General features: G+C 61.1%; 13 protein-coding genes. 8 read left to right on the forward strand and 5 right to left on the reverse strand.

Annotated elements, in window-relative coordinates; translation table 11 throughout:
* Positions 1–6 precede the first annotated feature (6 nt).
* The 3 genes from F1002_RS14795 to F1002_RS14805 all read right to left on the reverse strand — a co-directional run bounded on the left by F1002_RS14795 (position 7) and on the right by F1002_RS14805 (position 4,954).
* Complete coding sequence (locus tag F1002_RS14795) at positions 7–3,099, reverse strand: PhnD/SsuA/transferrin family substrate-binding protein (protein WP_150429815.1); 3,093 nt, start codon at positions 3,097–3,099, stop codon at positions 7–9.
* 68 nt (positions 3,100–3,167) lie between these two features.
* Positions 3,168–4,403, reverse strand: a complete 1,236-nt coding sequence (locus tag F1002_RS14800; RefSeq protein ID WP_150429816.1) for an exo-beta-N-acetylmuramidase NamZ domain-containing protein — start codon at positions 4,401–4,403, stop codon at positions 3,168–3,170.
* Positions 4,400–4,954 (reverse strand): DOMON-like domain-containing protein, encoded by a 555-nt coding sequence (locus F1002_RS14805; RefSeq protein WP_150429817.1) that lies wholly within the window; start codon positions 4,952–4,954, stop codon positions 4,400–4,402. The genes F1002_RS14800 and F1002_RS14805 overlap by 4 nt, the downstream gene beginning before the upstream one ends.
* 180 nt (positions 4,955–5,134) lie before the next feature.
* Here F1002_RS14805 and F1002_RS14810 point away from each other — a divergent pair, with 180 nt between their 5' ends.
* The 5 genes from F1002_RS14810 to F1002_RS14830 are packed head-to-tail and all read left to right on the forward strand — an operon-like array spanning position 5,135 to position 8,898.
* Positions 5,135–6,499 (forward strand): TrpB-like pyridoxal phosphate-dependent enzyme, encoded by a 1,365-nt coding sequence (locus F1002_RS14810; protein WP_150429818.1) that lies wholly within the window; start codon positions 5,135–5,137, stop codon positions 6,497–6,499.
* A 4-nt stretch (positions 6,500–6,503) separates the two neighbouring features.
* Positions 6,504–7,253: an SPOR domain-containing protein gene (locus tag F1002_RS14815; RefSeq protein ID WP_150429819.1), complete on the forward strand. Its 750-nt coding sequence runs from the start codon at positions 6,504–6,506 to the stop codon at positions 7,251–7,253.
* Entirely contained in the window at positions 7,250–7,873 is a 624-nt protein-coding gene (gene coaE, locus F1002_RS14820) for a dephospho-CoA kinase (protein ID WP_150429820.1), read from the forward strand. The genes F1002_RS14815 and coaE overlap by 4 nt, the downstream gene beginning before the upstream one ends.
* 60 nt (positions 7,874–7,933) lie before the next feature.
* A complete protein-coding gene (gene zapD / locus F1002_RS14825; RefSeq protein ID WP_150429821.1) occupies positions 7,934–8,692 on the forward strand; it encodes a cell division protein ZapD in 759 nt (252 codons plus the stop codon).
* Entirely contained in the window at positions 8,692–8,898 is a 207-nt protein-coding gene (locus F1002_RS14830) for a DNA gyrase inhibitor YacG (RefSeq protein ID WP_150429822.1), read from the forward strand. The genes zapD and F1002_RS14830 overlap by 1 nt, the downstream gene beginning before the upstream one ends.
* A 46-nt stretch (positions 8,899–8,944) precedes the next feature.
* Here F1002_RS14830 and F1002_RS14835 read toward each other — a convergent pair whose 3' ends face one another.
* Complete coding sequence (locus tag F1002_RS14835) at positions 8,945–9,889, reverse strand: Nudix family hydrolase (RefSeq protein ID WP_150429823.1); 945 nt, start codon at positions 9,887–9,889, stop codon at positions 8,945–8,947.
* Positions 9,886–10,776, reverse strand: coding sequence for an ATP-binding protein (locus F1002_RS14840; RefSeq protein ID WP_150429824.1), 891 nt, complete (start codon positions 10,774–10,776; stop codon positions 9,886–9,888). Before F1002_RS14840 ends, F1002_RS14835 begins: the two co-directional genes overlap by 4 nt.
* Before the next feature lie 46 nt (positions 10,777–10,822).
* On the opposite strand from F1002_RS14840, the gene F1002_RS14845 reads away from it, so the two are divergent.
* The 3 genes from F1002_RS14845 (at position 10,823) to F1002_RS14855 (ending at position 16,196) form a co-directional block, all read left to right on the forward strand.
* The gene (locus tag F1002_RS14845; RefSeq protein ID WP_150429825.1) at positions 10,823–12,040 is read left to right on the forward strand and encodes a murein transglycosylase A; all 1,218 of its coding nucleotides are present in this window, start codon (positions 10,823–10,825) and stop codon (positions 12,038–12,040) included.
* A gap of 158 nt (positions 12,041–12,198) precedes the next feature.
* A complete protein-coding gene (locus F1002_RS14850; RefSeq protein WP_150429826.1) occupies positions 12,199–13,401 on the forward strand; it encodes an ammonium transporter in 1,203 nt (400 codons plus the stop codon).
* 473 nt (positions 13,402–13,874) lie between these two features.
* Positions 13,875–16,196 (forward strand): restriction endonuclease, encoded by a 2,322-nt coding sequence (locus F1002_RS14855; protein WP_191090422.1) that lies wholly within the window; start codon positions 13,875–13,877, stop codon positions 16,194–16,196.
* Positions 16,197–16,440 lie beyond the last annotated feature (244 nt).

Below are 16,440 nucleotides of genomic sequence, written 5' to 3' on the forward strand. Positions count from 1 at the left end.
GTCGGTTCAGATGGTCAGCTGGCGCAGCAGCAGCGACTTCAATTCGTCCGGTTCAACGGGTTTGGTCAGGAAGTCGTTCATGCCGGCAGCCAGGCAGCGTTCACGGTCCTCGGCGAAGGCGTTGGCCGTCATGGCGACGATGGGCAGCAGCATGAATTCCGGCATGGCCCGGATACGTCGGGTGGCTTCCAGACCGTCCATTTCCGGCATCTGCATGTCCATCAGCACCAGATCGTAGGGCTGCCGCTGGATCAGTTCGATGGCCTGCACGCCGTTGCCTGCCGTATCGGCGGTGACGCCCAGTTCGGCGAGCAGTTCGCGGGCGATCTCCTGATTGATGAACTCATCCTCGACAATCAGGACATGCCGGCCGGCCAGGGTGGAGTGGACGGCTTCCGGAGTGAGTCCGGCAATGGTCGAGCGCAGCGACTCCATGGCTTCGTCATTGGGCTTCAGCCGGGCGGTGAACCAGAAGCGGCTGCCCTTGCCGACCTGACTGCTGACGCCCACCGTGCCGCCCATCAGTTCGGTCAGGCGGCGCGTGATCGCCAGGCCAAGGCCGGTGCCGCCGAATTTGCGGCTGGTCGAACTGTCGGCCTGCTCGAAATTCCTGAAGAGGCGCGCGATGGACTCTTCCGGAATGCCCGGGCCGGTGTCTTCGACCTCGAAGCGGATTTCAACCTTGTCGTCGCTCTCGGAGACACGCCGGGCGCGGATGATGATCCGCCCTTGCTCGGTGAATTTGATCGCATTGCCGACAAAATTGATCAGGCATTGCGAAATGCGGGTCGGGTCGCCGATCAGCGAATGCTTGAACTCGTCGGACTCGATCTGCAACGCCAGACCCTTTTCCCGGGCGCGTTCGCCGAGCACGGAGACTACACGCGACAGAATGCTTTTGATGTCGGCCGTTGTTTCGTCGAGAACCAGCTTGCCGGCTTCGATTTTCGAGATGTCGAGAATATCGTTGATGACTGCCAGCAGGTGTTGCGAGGCGGAATCGATCTTGTCCAGACGGTCGAGTTGTTCGAGGGTCGGCGCATCGCGGCGCAGCAGATGCACCATGCCGAGCACGGCATTGAGCGGGGTACGGATCTCGTGACTCATGTTGGCCAGAAAGGCGCTCTTCGAACGGCTGGAGGCTTCGGCCCCGAGGCGGGCCACCTCGAGCTGCTCGGTTCGTTGCCGGACCTGCTCTTCCAGATGGTTGCGGTGTAGTTCCAGTTCGCGGGTGATGCGCTGGCTTTCGCGGATGTCGGAAAAGGCCGTGACGGCCCCGATGATGGCGCCGTTGCGGGTAATGGCCGAGATGGTGACCCGGGCGGGGAAGCCGCTGCCATCCTTGCACCAGAAGTAGTCGTTGTTGCGTCGGGTCTGCCCGTCCCGGATGGTTTGCCGCAGTGAGCAAGTATCGCGTGGAAAAGGCGTTCCGTCGGCATGGTGGTGATGGAAGAGCGCATGCGTGTCGTGGCCGATCACTTCGTCTTCCTCGAACCCGAGCAAGGCCAGTCCGGCCGGATTGATGAAGGTGCATATGCCATCGACGTCGGTGCCGTACACCCCTTCGCCCAGCGTGCGCAGGATCATCTGCTGCTTCGATTCGCTATGGATTAGGGCCTGCTCGGTGCGTGACAGCTCGCTCAGGTCGATGTCCAGGCAATACATCGTCGGTCCGGTATCGGTCATGTCGACGATGGTGTGGCTGGAATAGACGTCGACCGGGCTGCCATCCTTGCGCATCAGGGTCAGCCGGCTGGCAGGCATGCCGGCCTTGTTCTCGAACATCCAGCGCACCGCCTCCCTGGCATCGCTGCGCATGCCGGGCGGGATGATCAGTTCGAACAGCGACTGGCCCACCGCCTCCTCTGCCGTATAGCCGTAGATAATTTCCGAGGCATGATTCCAATAGTGGATGGTGCCATCCGGCAAATAGGCCTGAATGGCCAGGGCGTCGACATTTTCGAAAATCGTGCGGAAGCGGTTCTCGATGCCCCGAATCTTGTCCAGGGCGGCGGCTGTACAGGCGCGTTCGGCATTGAGCTTGCGGACATTGCGGAGCAGGCTGACGACGATCAGCAGCAAGGCCAGCACGCCCGTCGCGGTTGCGACGGCGATTCCGATTCCATACTGCCGCGTGACATCGACCCAGGTGAATTGCGGCGGGCTGTCGAAGGGAGGAAGGCGAAACTGCTGCATCAGCCTGTCCACCGGCCGGTAGTCGCCGGGGACGGTGAAACCGTAAATTCGCGCGGCTTGCGCCCCGGGGCTGTTGGCCGGCAGCGAGAGGAGGGCAGCGGCAATTTGCCGGGCCAGGTCGTCGTCGGTCCATGGCATGGCGGCCACCGGCCATTCCGGGTAGAGCCGGGTCGACAAGGCTTGCGGGTAGCGGTCGTCGGGCTGTCTGTTGATGATGCGGAATTGCGACGGATCGAGCTTGTTTTCCCGTTGCATGTTCTCGAAAACACCCGTGCGGACAAAGGCAGCGTCAACCCGGCCGGCGAGCAGTTCCTCGATGGCCTTGTCCTGGGGCTGGCCGGTTTCGACAACCTGCGCATCCCGTGGCAATTCGATGCCGACAAGATGCAGCTCATAGGCCTGCATCAGGTAGCTGCCAAGCGAGGTACGATTGCTGGTCGCGATACGTTTGCCGCGCAAGTCGCCAAGACGCTGGATATCCCGGCGGTCACTGCGGCTAAGGATGACGCCGCCGAAAGTGGCCAGGTGTGTATCGCCGACATGCTCGACCAGGGTGGCCAGCGGCGACGGCAAGTTCTGCTCATGAGCCAGCTGGGCGTAATGAACCGGCTGGGTGAGGACGAAGTCGACCCGCTTGTTCTTCACCGCCTCGGCAAGTTCCGGGTAATGCAAGGGAACCAGGACGAGCGGCCGGCTGGGTTGCGTGCTGTTGAGGTGATCGATCAGCGGTTGCCAGCGTGCCGCGGTTTCAGCGATCGGCCGGTAAGCCAGTACGCCAAAGCGGGCAGGCGCTTGCGCAGCGGCGTCGTCCCCTGCTGCACAGCCCATGCTCACGCACAGGAGGATTGCCGCAACGATGCATGATGTCCAGTTTTCCCGAAGGAAGCGGTAACGATGGGCCACGCCAGCCTCGTGTCGATATGACAGTTAACTCCAATATGTCATATTAGCAACAATTGATGCTTTGGTGACTATTGCGATGCGAAATCCGTGCGATAGCGCAGATGAGCCTCGCGTACCGCGCACCAGTCGGCTTCGTCGGCAGCGGCCAGGCGCTCCAGGTCGTGAGTGTCCGCCGCCGTATCGTCGACCCATTGGCGCAGCAGCGGGGAGCCGTTGATCAGGTCGATGGCCAGACGGTCGAATTCGTATTCGTAGCCGAAATCGCGCCACAGCGGATAGTCCGGGTAGAGGTGGCGGATGGCCTTGAAGGCGAGCGCCTGGATGCGCCAGGGCTTGAACGCGGCATGGTCGTAGTAGGGGCCTTCGCAGTGAATCTGCACGCCATGGTTGAGTTTGCCGGCATGCTTGTGGAAGGTCGGCTCGAACCAGATTTCGCGCAGCTTGCAACCGGCCAACCAGTGCGGTGCACGCGCCTGCATGTCGGCGATGACCGCACGGGCGTCGATGTCCGGTGCGCCGAAAATCTCCAATGGTCGCGTCGTGCCGCGTCCTTCGCTCAGCGTCGTGCCCTCGAGCAGCACGGTGCCGGCATAGGCACGTGCCATCCACAGGTTGGGGGCGTTGGGGCTGGGGTTGATCCAGGTGCGTGCGCCGAGCGGCCAGCCGTGGCCGGGCGCGGCATCCGGTTGCCAACCCTGCATCGCGATGACGCGGTAGTCGACAGTCAGGCCCAGTTCCCGGATGAACCAGTCGCCGAGTTCGCCCATGGTCAGACCGTGGCGCATCGGCATCGGCCCGGCCCCGACGAAACTCTCCCAGCCGGCGCGCAGGGTGAGGCCCTCGACCGGCCGGCCGGCCGGGTTCGGGCGGTCGAGTACCCAGACGCTCTTGCCGTGTTCGGCCGCTGCTTCGAGCACGTAGCGCAGCGTGGTGATGAAGGTGTAGATGCGACAACCGAGATCCTGCAAGTCGACCAGCAGCACGTCGAAGCTGTCCATCATCGCGGCAGTCGGCCGGCGAACCTCGCCGTACAGGCTGAAGATCGGAATACCGAATTGCGGATCGATGAAATCGGGCGATTCGACCATGTTGTCCTGCTTGTCGCCCTTGATTCCGTGCTGCGGGCCGAAGGCTGCGCTGAGCTTCAGGTCGGGCAGGGCCGCCAGTGCATCCAGGCTGTGCGTCAGATCGGCGGTGACGGAGGCCGGATGGGCGAGCAGGGCGATACGGCGGCCGGCAAGGGGGCGGCGCAGGTCGGGGTCGGCGATGAGTCGGTCGATGCCGAATTGGATGGCTTGGGTCATGAGGCGTGGCGGGTCAGGGTTAGCGTGAAGCTGGCGAGCGGATGAAAATCGGGGCGGTCGGCCGTATGCGCGAGTGCCCACCAGGATTTGTCGCCGGCGACGGATTCGAGGACGACCGTCAGGCCGACCTGCCAGGTGTCGGCCGGCGGCAGCAGGGCGGCGGGCAGCCTGCTTCGCAATGCCAGTCCCCGGACACTCGCCTCGCAGCTTATCTGCGGGACGATGGCGGGGGGCGGTGTGTCGATCCGTTGCCGGTAGTCGCTGAAGTCGTAGATTGCCCAAGCCCCGGAGGGCGAGAGGTTGAACTCGCGATACGCCTTGCCGCCTGCCGCGGCGACAAACGCTTCGCAGCAGGTGTGCTGCCAGAGCCCGTCGGTGAAGGCGGGGACTGCCGGGGACGGCACCCGCAAGACGCCGGCAGGGGCGGCGATGAGGTAATCGAGAAGCAGCGCCCCGTCGGCATCCAGCCGGGCCGATGAGCGCACCGGGCCAAACGGGGGGCTGGCGATGGCCGGATGGGGGGAGAGCTCAAGCAAAGGAAGGGACTTCATGCGAGGGAGAAACGATAGGCAGGCCATACTTTAACCGTACTCGTCGGCAAGCGCTGAATTGAACCGGCAAGTTCGCCCCGGAAGCATGGCTGGGGACATGCTGTCGGCTTGGGATTGGCGCCCTTTTGGAGTAATTTAGCGCTTTTCTAAAAATATCGAGCAGCAGGGAGAGAGACCAGCATGACGCCGCTTCGCATCAATCTTGATCACGACGACATCCCCACCCATTGGTACAACGTCGTTGCCGACATGACCAATCCGCCGGCCCCGCCGCTCGGCCCGGATGGCAACCCGGTGCCGCCGGAAGCGATGGGGGCGATCTTCCCTGATCCGATCCTCGAGCAGGAAATGAGCGCCGAGCGCTGGATTCCGATTCCCGAGGACGTGCGCCAGATCTACGCCCAATGGCGTCCGGCACCGCTCTGCCGCGCCTTGCGCCTGGAGCAGATGCTGGGCACGCCGGCGAAGATTTTCTTCAAGTACGAAGGCGTTTCGCCGGCCGGCTCGCACAAGCCGAACTCCGCCGTGCCGCAGGCCTACTACAACAAGCTGGCCGGTACCCAGAAGCTGACCACCGAGACCGGCGCCGGCCAGTGGGGCTCGTCGATTGCCTACGCCGGCCAGATGTTCGGCCTGCCGGTGCGTGTTTACATGGTCAAGGTCAGCTACGGCCAGAAGCCGTTCCGCCGCTCGATGATGCAGACCTGGGGCGCCGAGGTGTTCGCCTCGCCGACCAACCTGACCAACGCCGGCCGCGCCGCGCTGGCCGCCGACCCGGATTGCCAGGGCTCGCTCGGCCTGGCCATTTCGGAGGCGGTCGAGGAAGCGGCAGCCGATCCGAATACCTGCTACACCCTCGGTTCCGTGCTCAACCACGTGCTGCTGCACCAGACGGTGATCGGCCTGGAAGCCAAAAAGCAGTTCGACAAGATCGGCCTCTACCCGGACGTGATCTTCGGCCCCTGCGGCGGCGGCTCCAGCTTCGGCGGCATCGCCTTCCCCTTCCTGGCCGACAAGGCGGCCGGCGACAAGCGCGCCGCCAACCTGCGCTGCGTCGCGGTCGAGCCGACCTCCTGCCCGACGCTGACCAAGGGCGCCTACACCTACGACTACGGCGATGCTTCCGGCTATACGCCGATCATGAAGATGTACACCCTCGGCCACGACTTCATGCCGCCTGGCATCCACGCCGGCGGCCTGCGCTACCACGGCGATTCGCCGCTGGTCTCGCAGCTCTTCCACGAAAAACTGCTGGAAGCGGTGGCCGTGCCGCAGGTGGCGACCTTCGAGGCCGGCGTCCAGTTCGCCCGCGCCGAAGGCATCATCCCGGCCCCGGAATCCTGCCACGCGATCCGCGCTGCCATCGACGAAGCCCTGCGCTGCAAGGCGACCGGCGAGGCGAAGACCATCCTCTTCTGCCTGACCGGCCACGGCCACTTCGACATGGCTTCCTACGACAAGTATTTCTCCGGCCAGCTGGAGGACTACGAATACCCGCAGGAAGCCATCGCCGAATCGTTGAAGCATTTGCCGAAGGTGGGCTGAGTCCGTGAAGGTTCTGGTTTTCCTGCTCGTTCTCGGCAACCTGCTGTTCTACGCTTTTAGTGTCGGCTATCTGGGGCATCCGGACAATCCGGATGCCGACAGGGTCGGACAACAGATCGTGCCGGAGCGCCTGCGCATCGTTTCCCGTGGCGAAGCACCTGCTGCGCCGGCCCAGCCGAAGCAGGAGCCGGCACCGGCACCCGTTCACGAGGGCGAGGCGGCCAAGCCGGAGGCCGCGCCAGAACCCGAGAACCAGACGGAGGCCTCGAAGGAAGCCGTTGTGGAAAAGGTGGGGGCTCCCGTCTGCGTGGCCTGGCGACAATTGACCCCGGCCGAAGCCGACAAGGTGGCGGCGATGATGGGCAAGCGTTTTGCCGAATTCAAGCTGAGCCGCAAGGCAATGGCTGCCGAAGGCAATGGCTGGTGGGTCTATATTCCCTCGCTGCCGGGCAAGGCCGAGGCCGACAAGAAAGCCGGGGAATTGCGCGACCTGGGGGTCTCCGACTTTTTTGTCGTGCAGGAAGGCCCCAGCCGGCACGCCATTTCGCTCGGCATCTTCAGTGCCGAGAAGGGTGCTGCCGACCGGCTGGCCGAGCTGAAGGCCAAGGGCGTCCGCTCGGCGGTTTTCGGGCCGCGTCCGAGCAAGGAAACCGTCGTCGCCCTGCAGGTGCGCGGGCCGGCTGCCCAGAAAGCGGCGGTCATCGCGGCGGTGGCCGATGCCGTGCAGAAGACCGACGCGCTGGCCTGCAAGTGAGCGGCTACATCGTCGGCCTGACGGGCGGGATCGGCAGCGGCAAGACTACGGTGGCCGACCTGTTCGTTGCGCACGGCGCGCAGCTGGTCGATACCGATGCCATTGCGCATGAACTGACGGCGCCCGACGGCGCCGCGATGCCGGCCTTGATCGCCGAATTCGGGGCGGATATCGCCACCGGCACCGGTGCTCTCGATCGCGTGGCGATGCGGCGTTGCGTCTTCTCCGATCCTTCCGCGCGGGGGCGGCTCGAGGCGATTCTGCATCCGCTGATCCGAACGCTGTCGGCGGAACGTTGCCAGGCTGCCAGTTCGCCCTATGCCGTACTGGCCGTCCCCCTGCTCGTCGAGTCCGGGAGCTATCGCGAGCGTTGCGACAGGATTGTCGTTGTCGATTGCCCCGAGAGCCTCCAGGTGGACCGCGTCATGGCGCGCAATGGCATGGCACGCGAGGAGGTGCTGGCGATCATGGCGGCGCAGGCGACGCGTCCGCAACGGCTTGCGGTGGCGGACGACGTGGTGCTGAATGACGAGGGGCACGACAAGCTTGTCCGGCAAGTGGCCGAGCTGCATCAAAAATATCTCTTACTTTCCGCCGAAAAAGTTAAAGCAGGCTGTTGAGATTTGAGTGCAAATGGCTCAGAATAAACAAAATTTCCCTCTTTTCTGGCCATCCTTCGCGTGATCACCTACGAATATCCGTTCAACGAGCGCATCCGCACCTTGCTGCGTCTCGAGGATTTGTTCGAGAAAACCGCGTACTTCACGCAGGAAGAGGGAGCCCTGGAGCACCACGCGGCCCTGGTTTCGCTGTTCGAGATTCTCGAAGTCGCCGGGCGTGCCGACCTGAAGATGGACCTGATCCAGGAACTCGAGCGCCAGCGCCAGACGCTGCTCGCCTTCCGCAACAACCCCGATATTTCCGAAGAAGCGCTGTCCGGCGCGCTCTACGAAATCGAGCAGTCCTCGGCGGCCTTGCTTGCCATGCACGGCAAGATCGGCCAGTACCTGCGCGAGAACGACTGGCTGATGAGCATCAAGAGCCGCGCCGTGATTCCCGGTGGGGTCTGCGAATTCGACTTGCCGTCCTACCACTGGTGGCTGCATCGTCCGCTCGACATGCGGCGCGATGCGCTGGAAGCCTGGACCAAGCCGATGCTCCCGCTGCGCGATGCGGCAGCCATCGTGCTGCGCCTGCTGCGCTCCAGCGGCCGCCCGAAGAATTACACTGCGGCGCTCGGCCAGTTCCAGCTCAACCTGGGCGGATCGGCTGCCCAGATGGTGCGTATCTCCGTTGCAGCCGACGAGCAGGCCATTCCCGAAGTCAGTGCCAACAAGTATTTCCTGAACATCCGCTTCACCAAGCCGCCGGCCGGCGAAATCAAGGCCCGGGGCTGCGAGCGCGATGTCGCCTTCGACCTTACCTTCTGCAATCTCTGATGGCCGTTCGCAAGGTTCGCTGTCCGCAATGCGGTGACGACGCGCTCTGGGCGCCGGAAAACCCCTGGCGTCCGTTCTGTTCCGAGCGCTGCAAGCAGATCGATCTCGGCTGCTGGGCCAGCGACTCCTACCGCATCGCAAACAAGGCCGGCGACGACGAGGCGGGGGGGGCCGACCTCGAATTCCCGGATACGCCCGCCCGCTGATTGGCAGCACGGCCTGCAGCAGGCCGATGCCGACCGCTCCCGACTGTCACCATCCACGCATCAAGGCGATGCCGTGCGCGCCGTTTTCCTGCGCACGGAGCAGCATGTCCGGCTGCATGCCGCCCAGGGCAAAGACCGGCAGGGTGTTGCCGGCCAGCAGGCGACCGAGCCCGGCCCAGCCAATGCCGTTGGCTTCGGGGTGGGTCGGTGTCGGCAGAACCGGGCCGAGCAGGGCGTAGTCGAGGCCGAGCTCGCCGGCGCGGGCGATTTCTTCCGCCGTATGGCAGGAGGCGCCGACCCAGGCGAAATCCGGCCGCCCGCTTGCCACGGCCAGTCGGGCAGCCGACAGATGCACCCCGTCGGCGCCGACGCGGCGTGCGATGTCTTCATCGTCATTGATCACGACCAGCGCGCCATGGCTGCGTGCCAGGCGGCACACGGTTTCGGCAAACCACAGGCGTTGCGCCGGTGGCCAGCCCTTGTCCCTGACCTGGATCAGGCGCAGGCCGGCGATCAGCGCTTCTTCCAGTCGCTCGAGCTGGCGTTCCGTGCCCTCGATTTCGGCCATCGTGATGGCCATCGTCGTCGGCAGGGAAAGGGCTTTGAGGATGGGGTCGTTGGCCGGCAGGATGGGGGCGACGCTAGCCGGCCGGCCGACAGGCAGCCAGTCGACGGCCGAATGCTCGAGTGGTGCCGTGATGCCGATCTCGCCGTCCCAGGCCGTGACGCGCCAGAAATTGAGCCGGACGGTGGCGTGCGGGTAGGTGAAGACGCGGGTCAGCCACGGCGAACAGGCGGTCACGGTGATGCCCAGTTCTTCCTGCAATTCGCGGATCAGTGCCTGACGCACCGTTTCGCCGGGCTCGACCTTGCCGCCGGGAAATTCCCAGTAACCGGCGTAAACCTTGCCTTCCGGGCGTTGCGCCAGCAGGAATTCGCGGCCGTCGGCACGCAGCATGACGGCAGCGGCGACTTCGACGATGGGGCTCACTTGTTTTTCTTCCGTGCGGGTTTCTGGCGGCCGGCAAGATCCTTGGCAAACTGCCAGGCGACGCGGCCCGAGCGCGAACCCCGGCCGAGCGACCAGTTCAGTGCCTCGCGCTCGCTGGCGGCGATGACCTCCGGGGCGACCCCCAGTTCGCGTGCCCAGTGCTGGAAGACAGCGAGGTAGTCATCCTGGCTGAACGGGTAGAAGGAAATCCACAGGCCGAAACGGTCGGACAGCGACACCTTTTCCTCGGTCGTGTCGCCGGGGCGGATTTCGTCGTTCACCGTATGGGTTTCGAGATTTTCCGAGAAATACTCGGGCATCAGGTGGCGCCGGTTCGAGGTGGCGTAGATGAGCACGTTGTCCGGCGGCGCGGCGATGGAGCCGTCGAGAACCGACTTCAGTGCCTTGTAGGACGTTTCGCCGGCCTCGAACGACAGGTCGTCGCAGAAGATGATGAATTTCTCCGGCCGGCCATCGAGCAGGTCGAGGATGTCGGACAGGTCGATCAGGTCCTCCTTGTCCACCTCGATCAGACGAAGTCCCCGGGATGAAAACTCGTTGAGCACGGCCTTGACCAGCGACGACTTGCCCGAGCCGCGCGAGCCGGTGAGCAGGACATTGTTGGCGCTGCGGCCGGCGACGAACTGACGGGTGTTGGCGACGATGCGCTCCTTCTGGTCGTCGATCGTTTCCAGGTCGTCCAGGCGGATCGGGTGCGGGTGGCGGACGGCCTGCAACCAGCCGCGATGCTGGCTCTTGCGCCAGCGGAAGGCGACGGCGGATCCCCAGTCCGGAGCGGCCGGCGGCAGGGGCAGTGTGGCTTCGAGGCGCCCGAGCACGGCCTCGGCGCGGGCGAGCAGGCGTTCCAGATTCGGGGATTCGGTCATGGTGGCAGGTATACTTCGCAGCAAACCGAGAACTCTAGCGAAACCCATGCGAAAAATCCAAACGGCCGCCACTTTAATTTTGGCGCTCCTGGCTGCGTGTTCGAGCACCCCACCGACGCCGGCACCGGCGCTGCTCGTCTGCCCCCCTTGTCCGACGTGCGCTGCCTGCCCGGCCGTGCCACCCCCTCCGGTTGCCACGCCTGCGCCGTTTAGCCGGACCCTGACCGCTGCCGCCTGGAGCGATCTGCCGGGCTGGGCGGAAGACGATGTCGCCGCCGCCTGGCCTCCGTTCCTGCAAAGCTGTCGCGGCATGACGAGCAAGCCGCACGGGCCCGGGTGGAAACGGGTCTGCGATCTGGCCCGGGCGGCTGATGGCAAACCGGGCTTCCAGCCCCGCCGCTTCTTCGAGCAGCACCTGAAGCCCTACGCCGTTGCCAATGGCGACGGGGCCAACGGAATGGTCACCGGCTACTATGAGCCGCTGTTGCGCGGCAGTCGCAACCGTATCAAGGGCTACGAGCAAGCGGTCCGTGGCGTTCCCGACGACTTGCTCACCATCGATCTGTCGGCCGTCTTCCCCGAATTGAAGGACAAGCGGGTACGCGGCCGTATCGAAGGCAACAAGGTCGTCCCTTACTGGTCGCGTGCCGAAATATCGGCCAAGGGCGACAAATTGCCGGGCAAGACCTTGCTCTACGTCGACGATGCAGTGGAACTCTTCTTCCTGCAGGTACAAGGTTCGGGGCGCGTCCAGCTGGCCGACGGCAGCATGGTGCGCTTGAACTACGCCGACCAGAACGGGCATCCCTATCAATCGATCGGCAGGGTCCTGATCGAGCGCGGCGAACTGAAGCTGGAAGAGGCATCGATGCAGGGCATCCAGGCTTGGGCGCGGGCCAATCCGGCACGCCTGGAAGGGCTGCTCAACGCCAACCCCAGCTATGTGTTCTTTCGCGAGGTGCCGAACAGCAACGACGGACCGATCGGCGCCCTGGGCGTGCCCTTGACCGCCGAACGCAGCATCGCCATCGATCCGCGCTCCATTGCGCTCGGTTCGCCGGTTTTCCTGGCGACGACCCGGCCGAATTCCGCACAGCCGATGAACCGGCTGGTCATGGCTCAGGACACCGGCGGCGCCATCAAGGGCGCGGTGCGCGCCGACTTTTTCTGGGGTTTCGGCAAGGAGGCCGGCGAACAAGCCGGTCGCATGAAACAGAGCGGTCGCATGTGGGTGCTCTTGCCGGCCGAGCTTGCTCCGAAATGAGGCGTGGGCGCACCGATAACGAGCGGATGGGCAATAATTTGCACCAACATGGTGCAAATTGTGCGCAAATGACTTTGGTAACGCACTGATTTGTAACATTTTTTGCGCACTGGAATGGTGCTTGCTTTTCCGTTCGCCATCATTGCCTTGGGGGTTTCATGGAAGCATATCAATCCGGTAGTAACGTGTTGTTCATCCTGCTCGGCGCCATCATGGTGCTCGCCATGCACGCGGGTTTCGCCTTTCTCGAGGTGGGCACGGTGCGCAAGAAGAATCAGGTCAACGCGTTGGTCAAGATCCTGAGCGACTTCGGCGTGTCGACTATTGCCTACTTCTTCGTCGGCTACAGCATCGCCTACGGCGTCAATTTCTTCTCCGGCGTCGAAACCCTGATGGACAAGAACGGGTTCGAGCTGACCAAGTTCTTCTTCCTGCTGACCTTTGCCGCCGCCATTCCCGCCATCATCTCCGGCGGCATTGCCGAGCGCGCGAAATTCCATCCGCAGTTGATCGCCACCTTCATGCTGGTCGGCTTCGTCTATCCGTTCTTCGAGGGGATTGCCTGGAATCAGGCTTTCGGTGTCCAGGCCTGGTTGAAGGCGACCTTTGGCGAAGAATTCCATGACTTTGCCGGTTCGGTGGTCGTGCATGCCATGGGCGGCTGGATCGCCCTGCCGGCCGTGCTCCTGCTTGGTGCGCGCTATGGCCGCTACAGCAAGGATGGCCGCATCTCCGCGCACCCGCCGTCTTCGATCCCCTTCCTGGCGCTCGGCGCCTGGATTCTGACCGTTGGCTGGTTCGGCTTCAACGTGATGAGCGCCCAGACGCTGGACAAGATCTCCGGCCTTGTCGCCCTCAACTCGCTGATGGCCATGGTCGGCGGCACCCTGGTGGCCCTGCTGGCGGGCAAGAACGACCCGGGCTTCCTGCACAACGGCCCGCTCGCCGGCCTGGTGGCGGTCTGTGCCGGTTCCGACCTCATGCACCCGATCGGGGCGCTGGTTGTCGGCGGTGTGGCTGGCGGCCTGTTCGTGGTGATGTTCACGCTGACCCAAAACCGCTGGAAGATCGACGACGTCCTCGGCGTCTGGCCCTTGCACGGTCTCTGTGGTGCCTGGGGCGGTATCGCGGCCGGTATCTTCGGCACCAAGGCTTTCGGCGGCGCGGGCGGCATCGCCTTCATGCCGCAACTGATCATGACCGTCCTGGCCATTGTCGTTGCCCTAGTCGGCGGCGCCATCGTCTATGGCTCCCTGAAGGCCATGCTGGGGCTGCGCCTGGATCAGGAAGAGGAATACCAGGGGGCTGACCTCAGCATCCACAAGATCACCGCGACACCGGAGCGTGAGCCTAACTGGTAAGGTGATTGGAAACGATAAAGGCTGTCTGGCGAGACTATAGTTGGTCGGACAGTTGATTTAAGAAAGGCCCGGCAATTGCCGGGCCTTTCTGCTTTTTGGATTTCGTTTTTCGGCAAAAGCGGCCGTTCAGCTCGCTGGTAACTTCCGGCAGCAATGCATCAGGTACCTGTCATTCACCTGATTATTTCGCTGAACATCATCGCAATCATTCGGCATGCTCACGCTGCCCTGATGAGACTCATGATTGGACAGGAGGGCAGTCGAGGATTTCGGTCGCACATTGAACCATCTGATGGCTCGTGGTATCTGATGTAGTTCGATTTACGATTTGAGGGATCAATCAAATTCCTTGCTCCCATGTCTACAACAGACGAATGCTGATAGGTCATCGGAATAAATCAAAGGCCGTCACCTCTGGCCTATACTTAGGGCTTTCCCTCTCACCGGGCATAGCCCTTTCTGTACATTCCGCCATGGATTTCAAAGCAAAAACAAAGCTTATTGAGGCAATCGACGACGAAGTAAACATCCTGCATCGACTATTGCATGACACCTTTCGGCAAATGGAAGGGATTGAAGAAGTCGAATACACACATGGACCGCACGAGAAAGGCGCAGATTTCGTGTTAACTCGTCGGGACCCTGCGTTGGGGAGGACTCACGAGATTGGAATCATTGCAAAGAAGGGCAAGATACTGAGCAATGCGGATGATGTTTTCAGGCAAGTTGAAGAATGCCAGATGCCGCGCACGATTCGTGGCGGTAAGGATCATGCCCGCCTGTCTGAGGTTTGGGTAGTTAATACAGCAAGTATTAGTCAACAGGCACAAGAGAAAATCAACCACAAGTTCAGCGGGCAACGGATTGAGTTTATTGATGGCGAAAAGCTCACTGAATTGGTCGACCAGCATGCTCCTTATTTCTGGCACGAGATCAAATCTGAGGTTGGGGCATATCTGCATGATTTATCCAGCCGAATCACCCAGACAGACAGGGAGTGCAGTGTCGTCAGCGGCTTAGGCTGTGACGACTTTTATATCGCTCCCGAAATTCAAGAGATCGAGAAAATCCGCTACGCCTCACGAAACAAACGCGCGAGTAAGCACAGGCTGGTCAATATCCTAGAAGAAATTATCTATAGCAAGGTGAATTTCTTGGAAGGTGAAATGGGCTTCGGTAAGTCCAAGACGGCCCGATCCATCGTAACCCATTTCTGCGCACCGGACCGGTACAAACATAATCCTGTCCTACCTGTCTTTGCTACATTTAGAGAAATGGTCGATTCTGGCCGCTCACTTGCTGAGCAGCTTTCTTACGCCACCCGCAAATTCTTTGATTTTAATGAATTGAAAGGTGTGACCGTATTGTTCGTTATTGATGGGGTTGATGAAGTAATTGGTCGTTGCCCAAAATGGGACCAGCTCCTGGCTAGACTTGCTGACGAAGCAAAGACAACTGAAAACTTCAGAATTCTATTTACTTCCCGTCCGCTGAAAAAAATTGACGAAGAGGTAACCATCTACGCAGGGGCGCGCCGCTTCCTGCTCCGGCAACTCAGCATGGGCAAATTGGTTGAATTCATTACTAAAGCCTGCGAAAAGCTTTCAGTCCCCAAGAGGCTATTCGAGGACCTCCAACGATCTGACCTGTTCAAACAATTGCCACACAGCCCGATTGCGGCAGCGCTTCTTTCTCGTCTGATCGCTCAAAACTCAAATGATCTTCCATCCAATCTCACAGAGCTCTACTCTAAATCTGTCGAGAACCTACTGGGGCGCTGGGACATTTCCAAGGGCGGGTGCACCGAAAAGGAATATCGTGATGCAGAACGGGTCTGTTTGGACCTTGCCGACTACATTATCGGTAACCAGTTGATCTACATCTCCGCGGACGAGGCTCGACAGCGGATAACCGATTGGCATAGGGAGCGTAATACCGACACTAACCTCGATACATTACTTGAGCGTGTTTTCGAAAAAAGCGGGTTGTTTGCTATTGATCCGGAGAGTGGCATTCTCTCTTTCCGACACCGCTCTTTCGGTGAATATCTGCACGCACTCTCGGGATACAAACGTCACCGCCTTTTGCCTGCGGAGCGCGCATTCGAACCATACTGGATTAATATTCAGTTCTTTCAGACAGGCCTGCTTGGCGATTGTGAAGAACATCTGAACGAGCTGCTGAGTGTCATCCCACAGAGCGAAGTTGGTCTTTGGCTCAAAATACTGGTTATGCCAGACTATTTCCTCGCCGGTTACCAGACTAGATACAGCGTAGTTGAGGAAAATCTTTACAAGTTGTTCATTGATGCAGCTTACCTGTTTGATCAGGCCAAGCATGGGAAAACCCAAACACGCTTGGCAGAACTCTCCGAAATGCACCTGTTGTGGTTCTTTCAGCGCCTAGTCCGCAATTGCTACGAATATGAGTTCTTCCGCAAAGCAATCACGGGGACTTTGCTGAAAATCGATCAGGAAGTATTACCAGACCCAATCAGGCATCTGGCCTTATTTTTTGCTGCATGCTTTGCAGCCGAGCTCAATGACGGAAGTGGGTTCGAGTATTTGGTCAAGACCTACGGGGTCGAGAAACTTCCACTCGCAATTTCATTGGCCATCAAGATTGAGCGGAGCAGCAACAAGAATTTTGGCAAGCTTCCACTTCTCAAAGATCACGAACGGAAACTAAACCATCTTCTTAAACCACTCCATGACCAGAAAATTGAATCGATTTCACAAAATTCCGCGATTTCGGATCTCTTCGACAAACCTGTGAAGGTCCGGCATCTTTCGTAATCGGTATTGGATTTGCAGACCACTCGAAACGATTTTGAGGAAATATAGTTGTCGCTATCTAATTGATTTAATGTGAATTGTTTTTATATGAAAGCGACCGTTTCCTGCTCCTGTTGATCAAACAGCAGGTATATGATGTATTGCTGTCAGAAATTGTCAGCGAGCTGAACAGCCGGATTGGCCGAATTTCGGAGATTCAAACACAAAGGCCCGGTGCTTACCGGGCCTTTGTTTTTGTGCAGTT

Source organism: Dechloromonas sp. CZR5, from assembly GCF_008711155.1.
Taxonomy (GTDB): Bacteria; Pseudomonadota; Gammaproteobacteria; order Burkholderiales; family Rhodocyclaceae; genus Azonexus.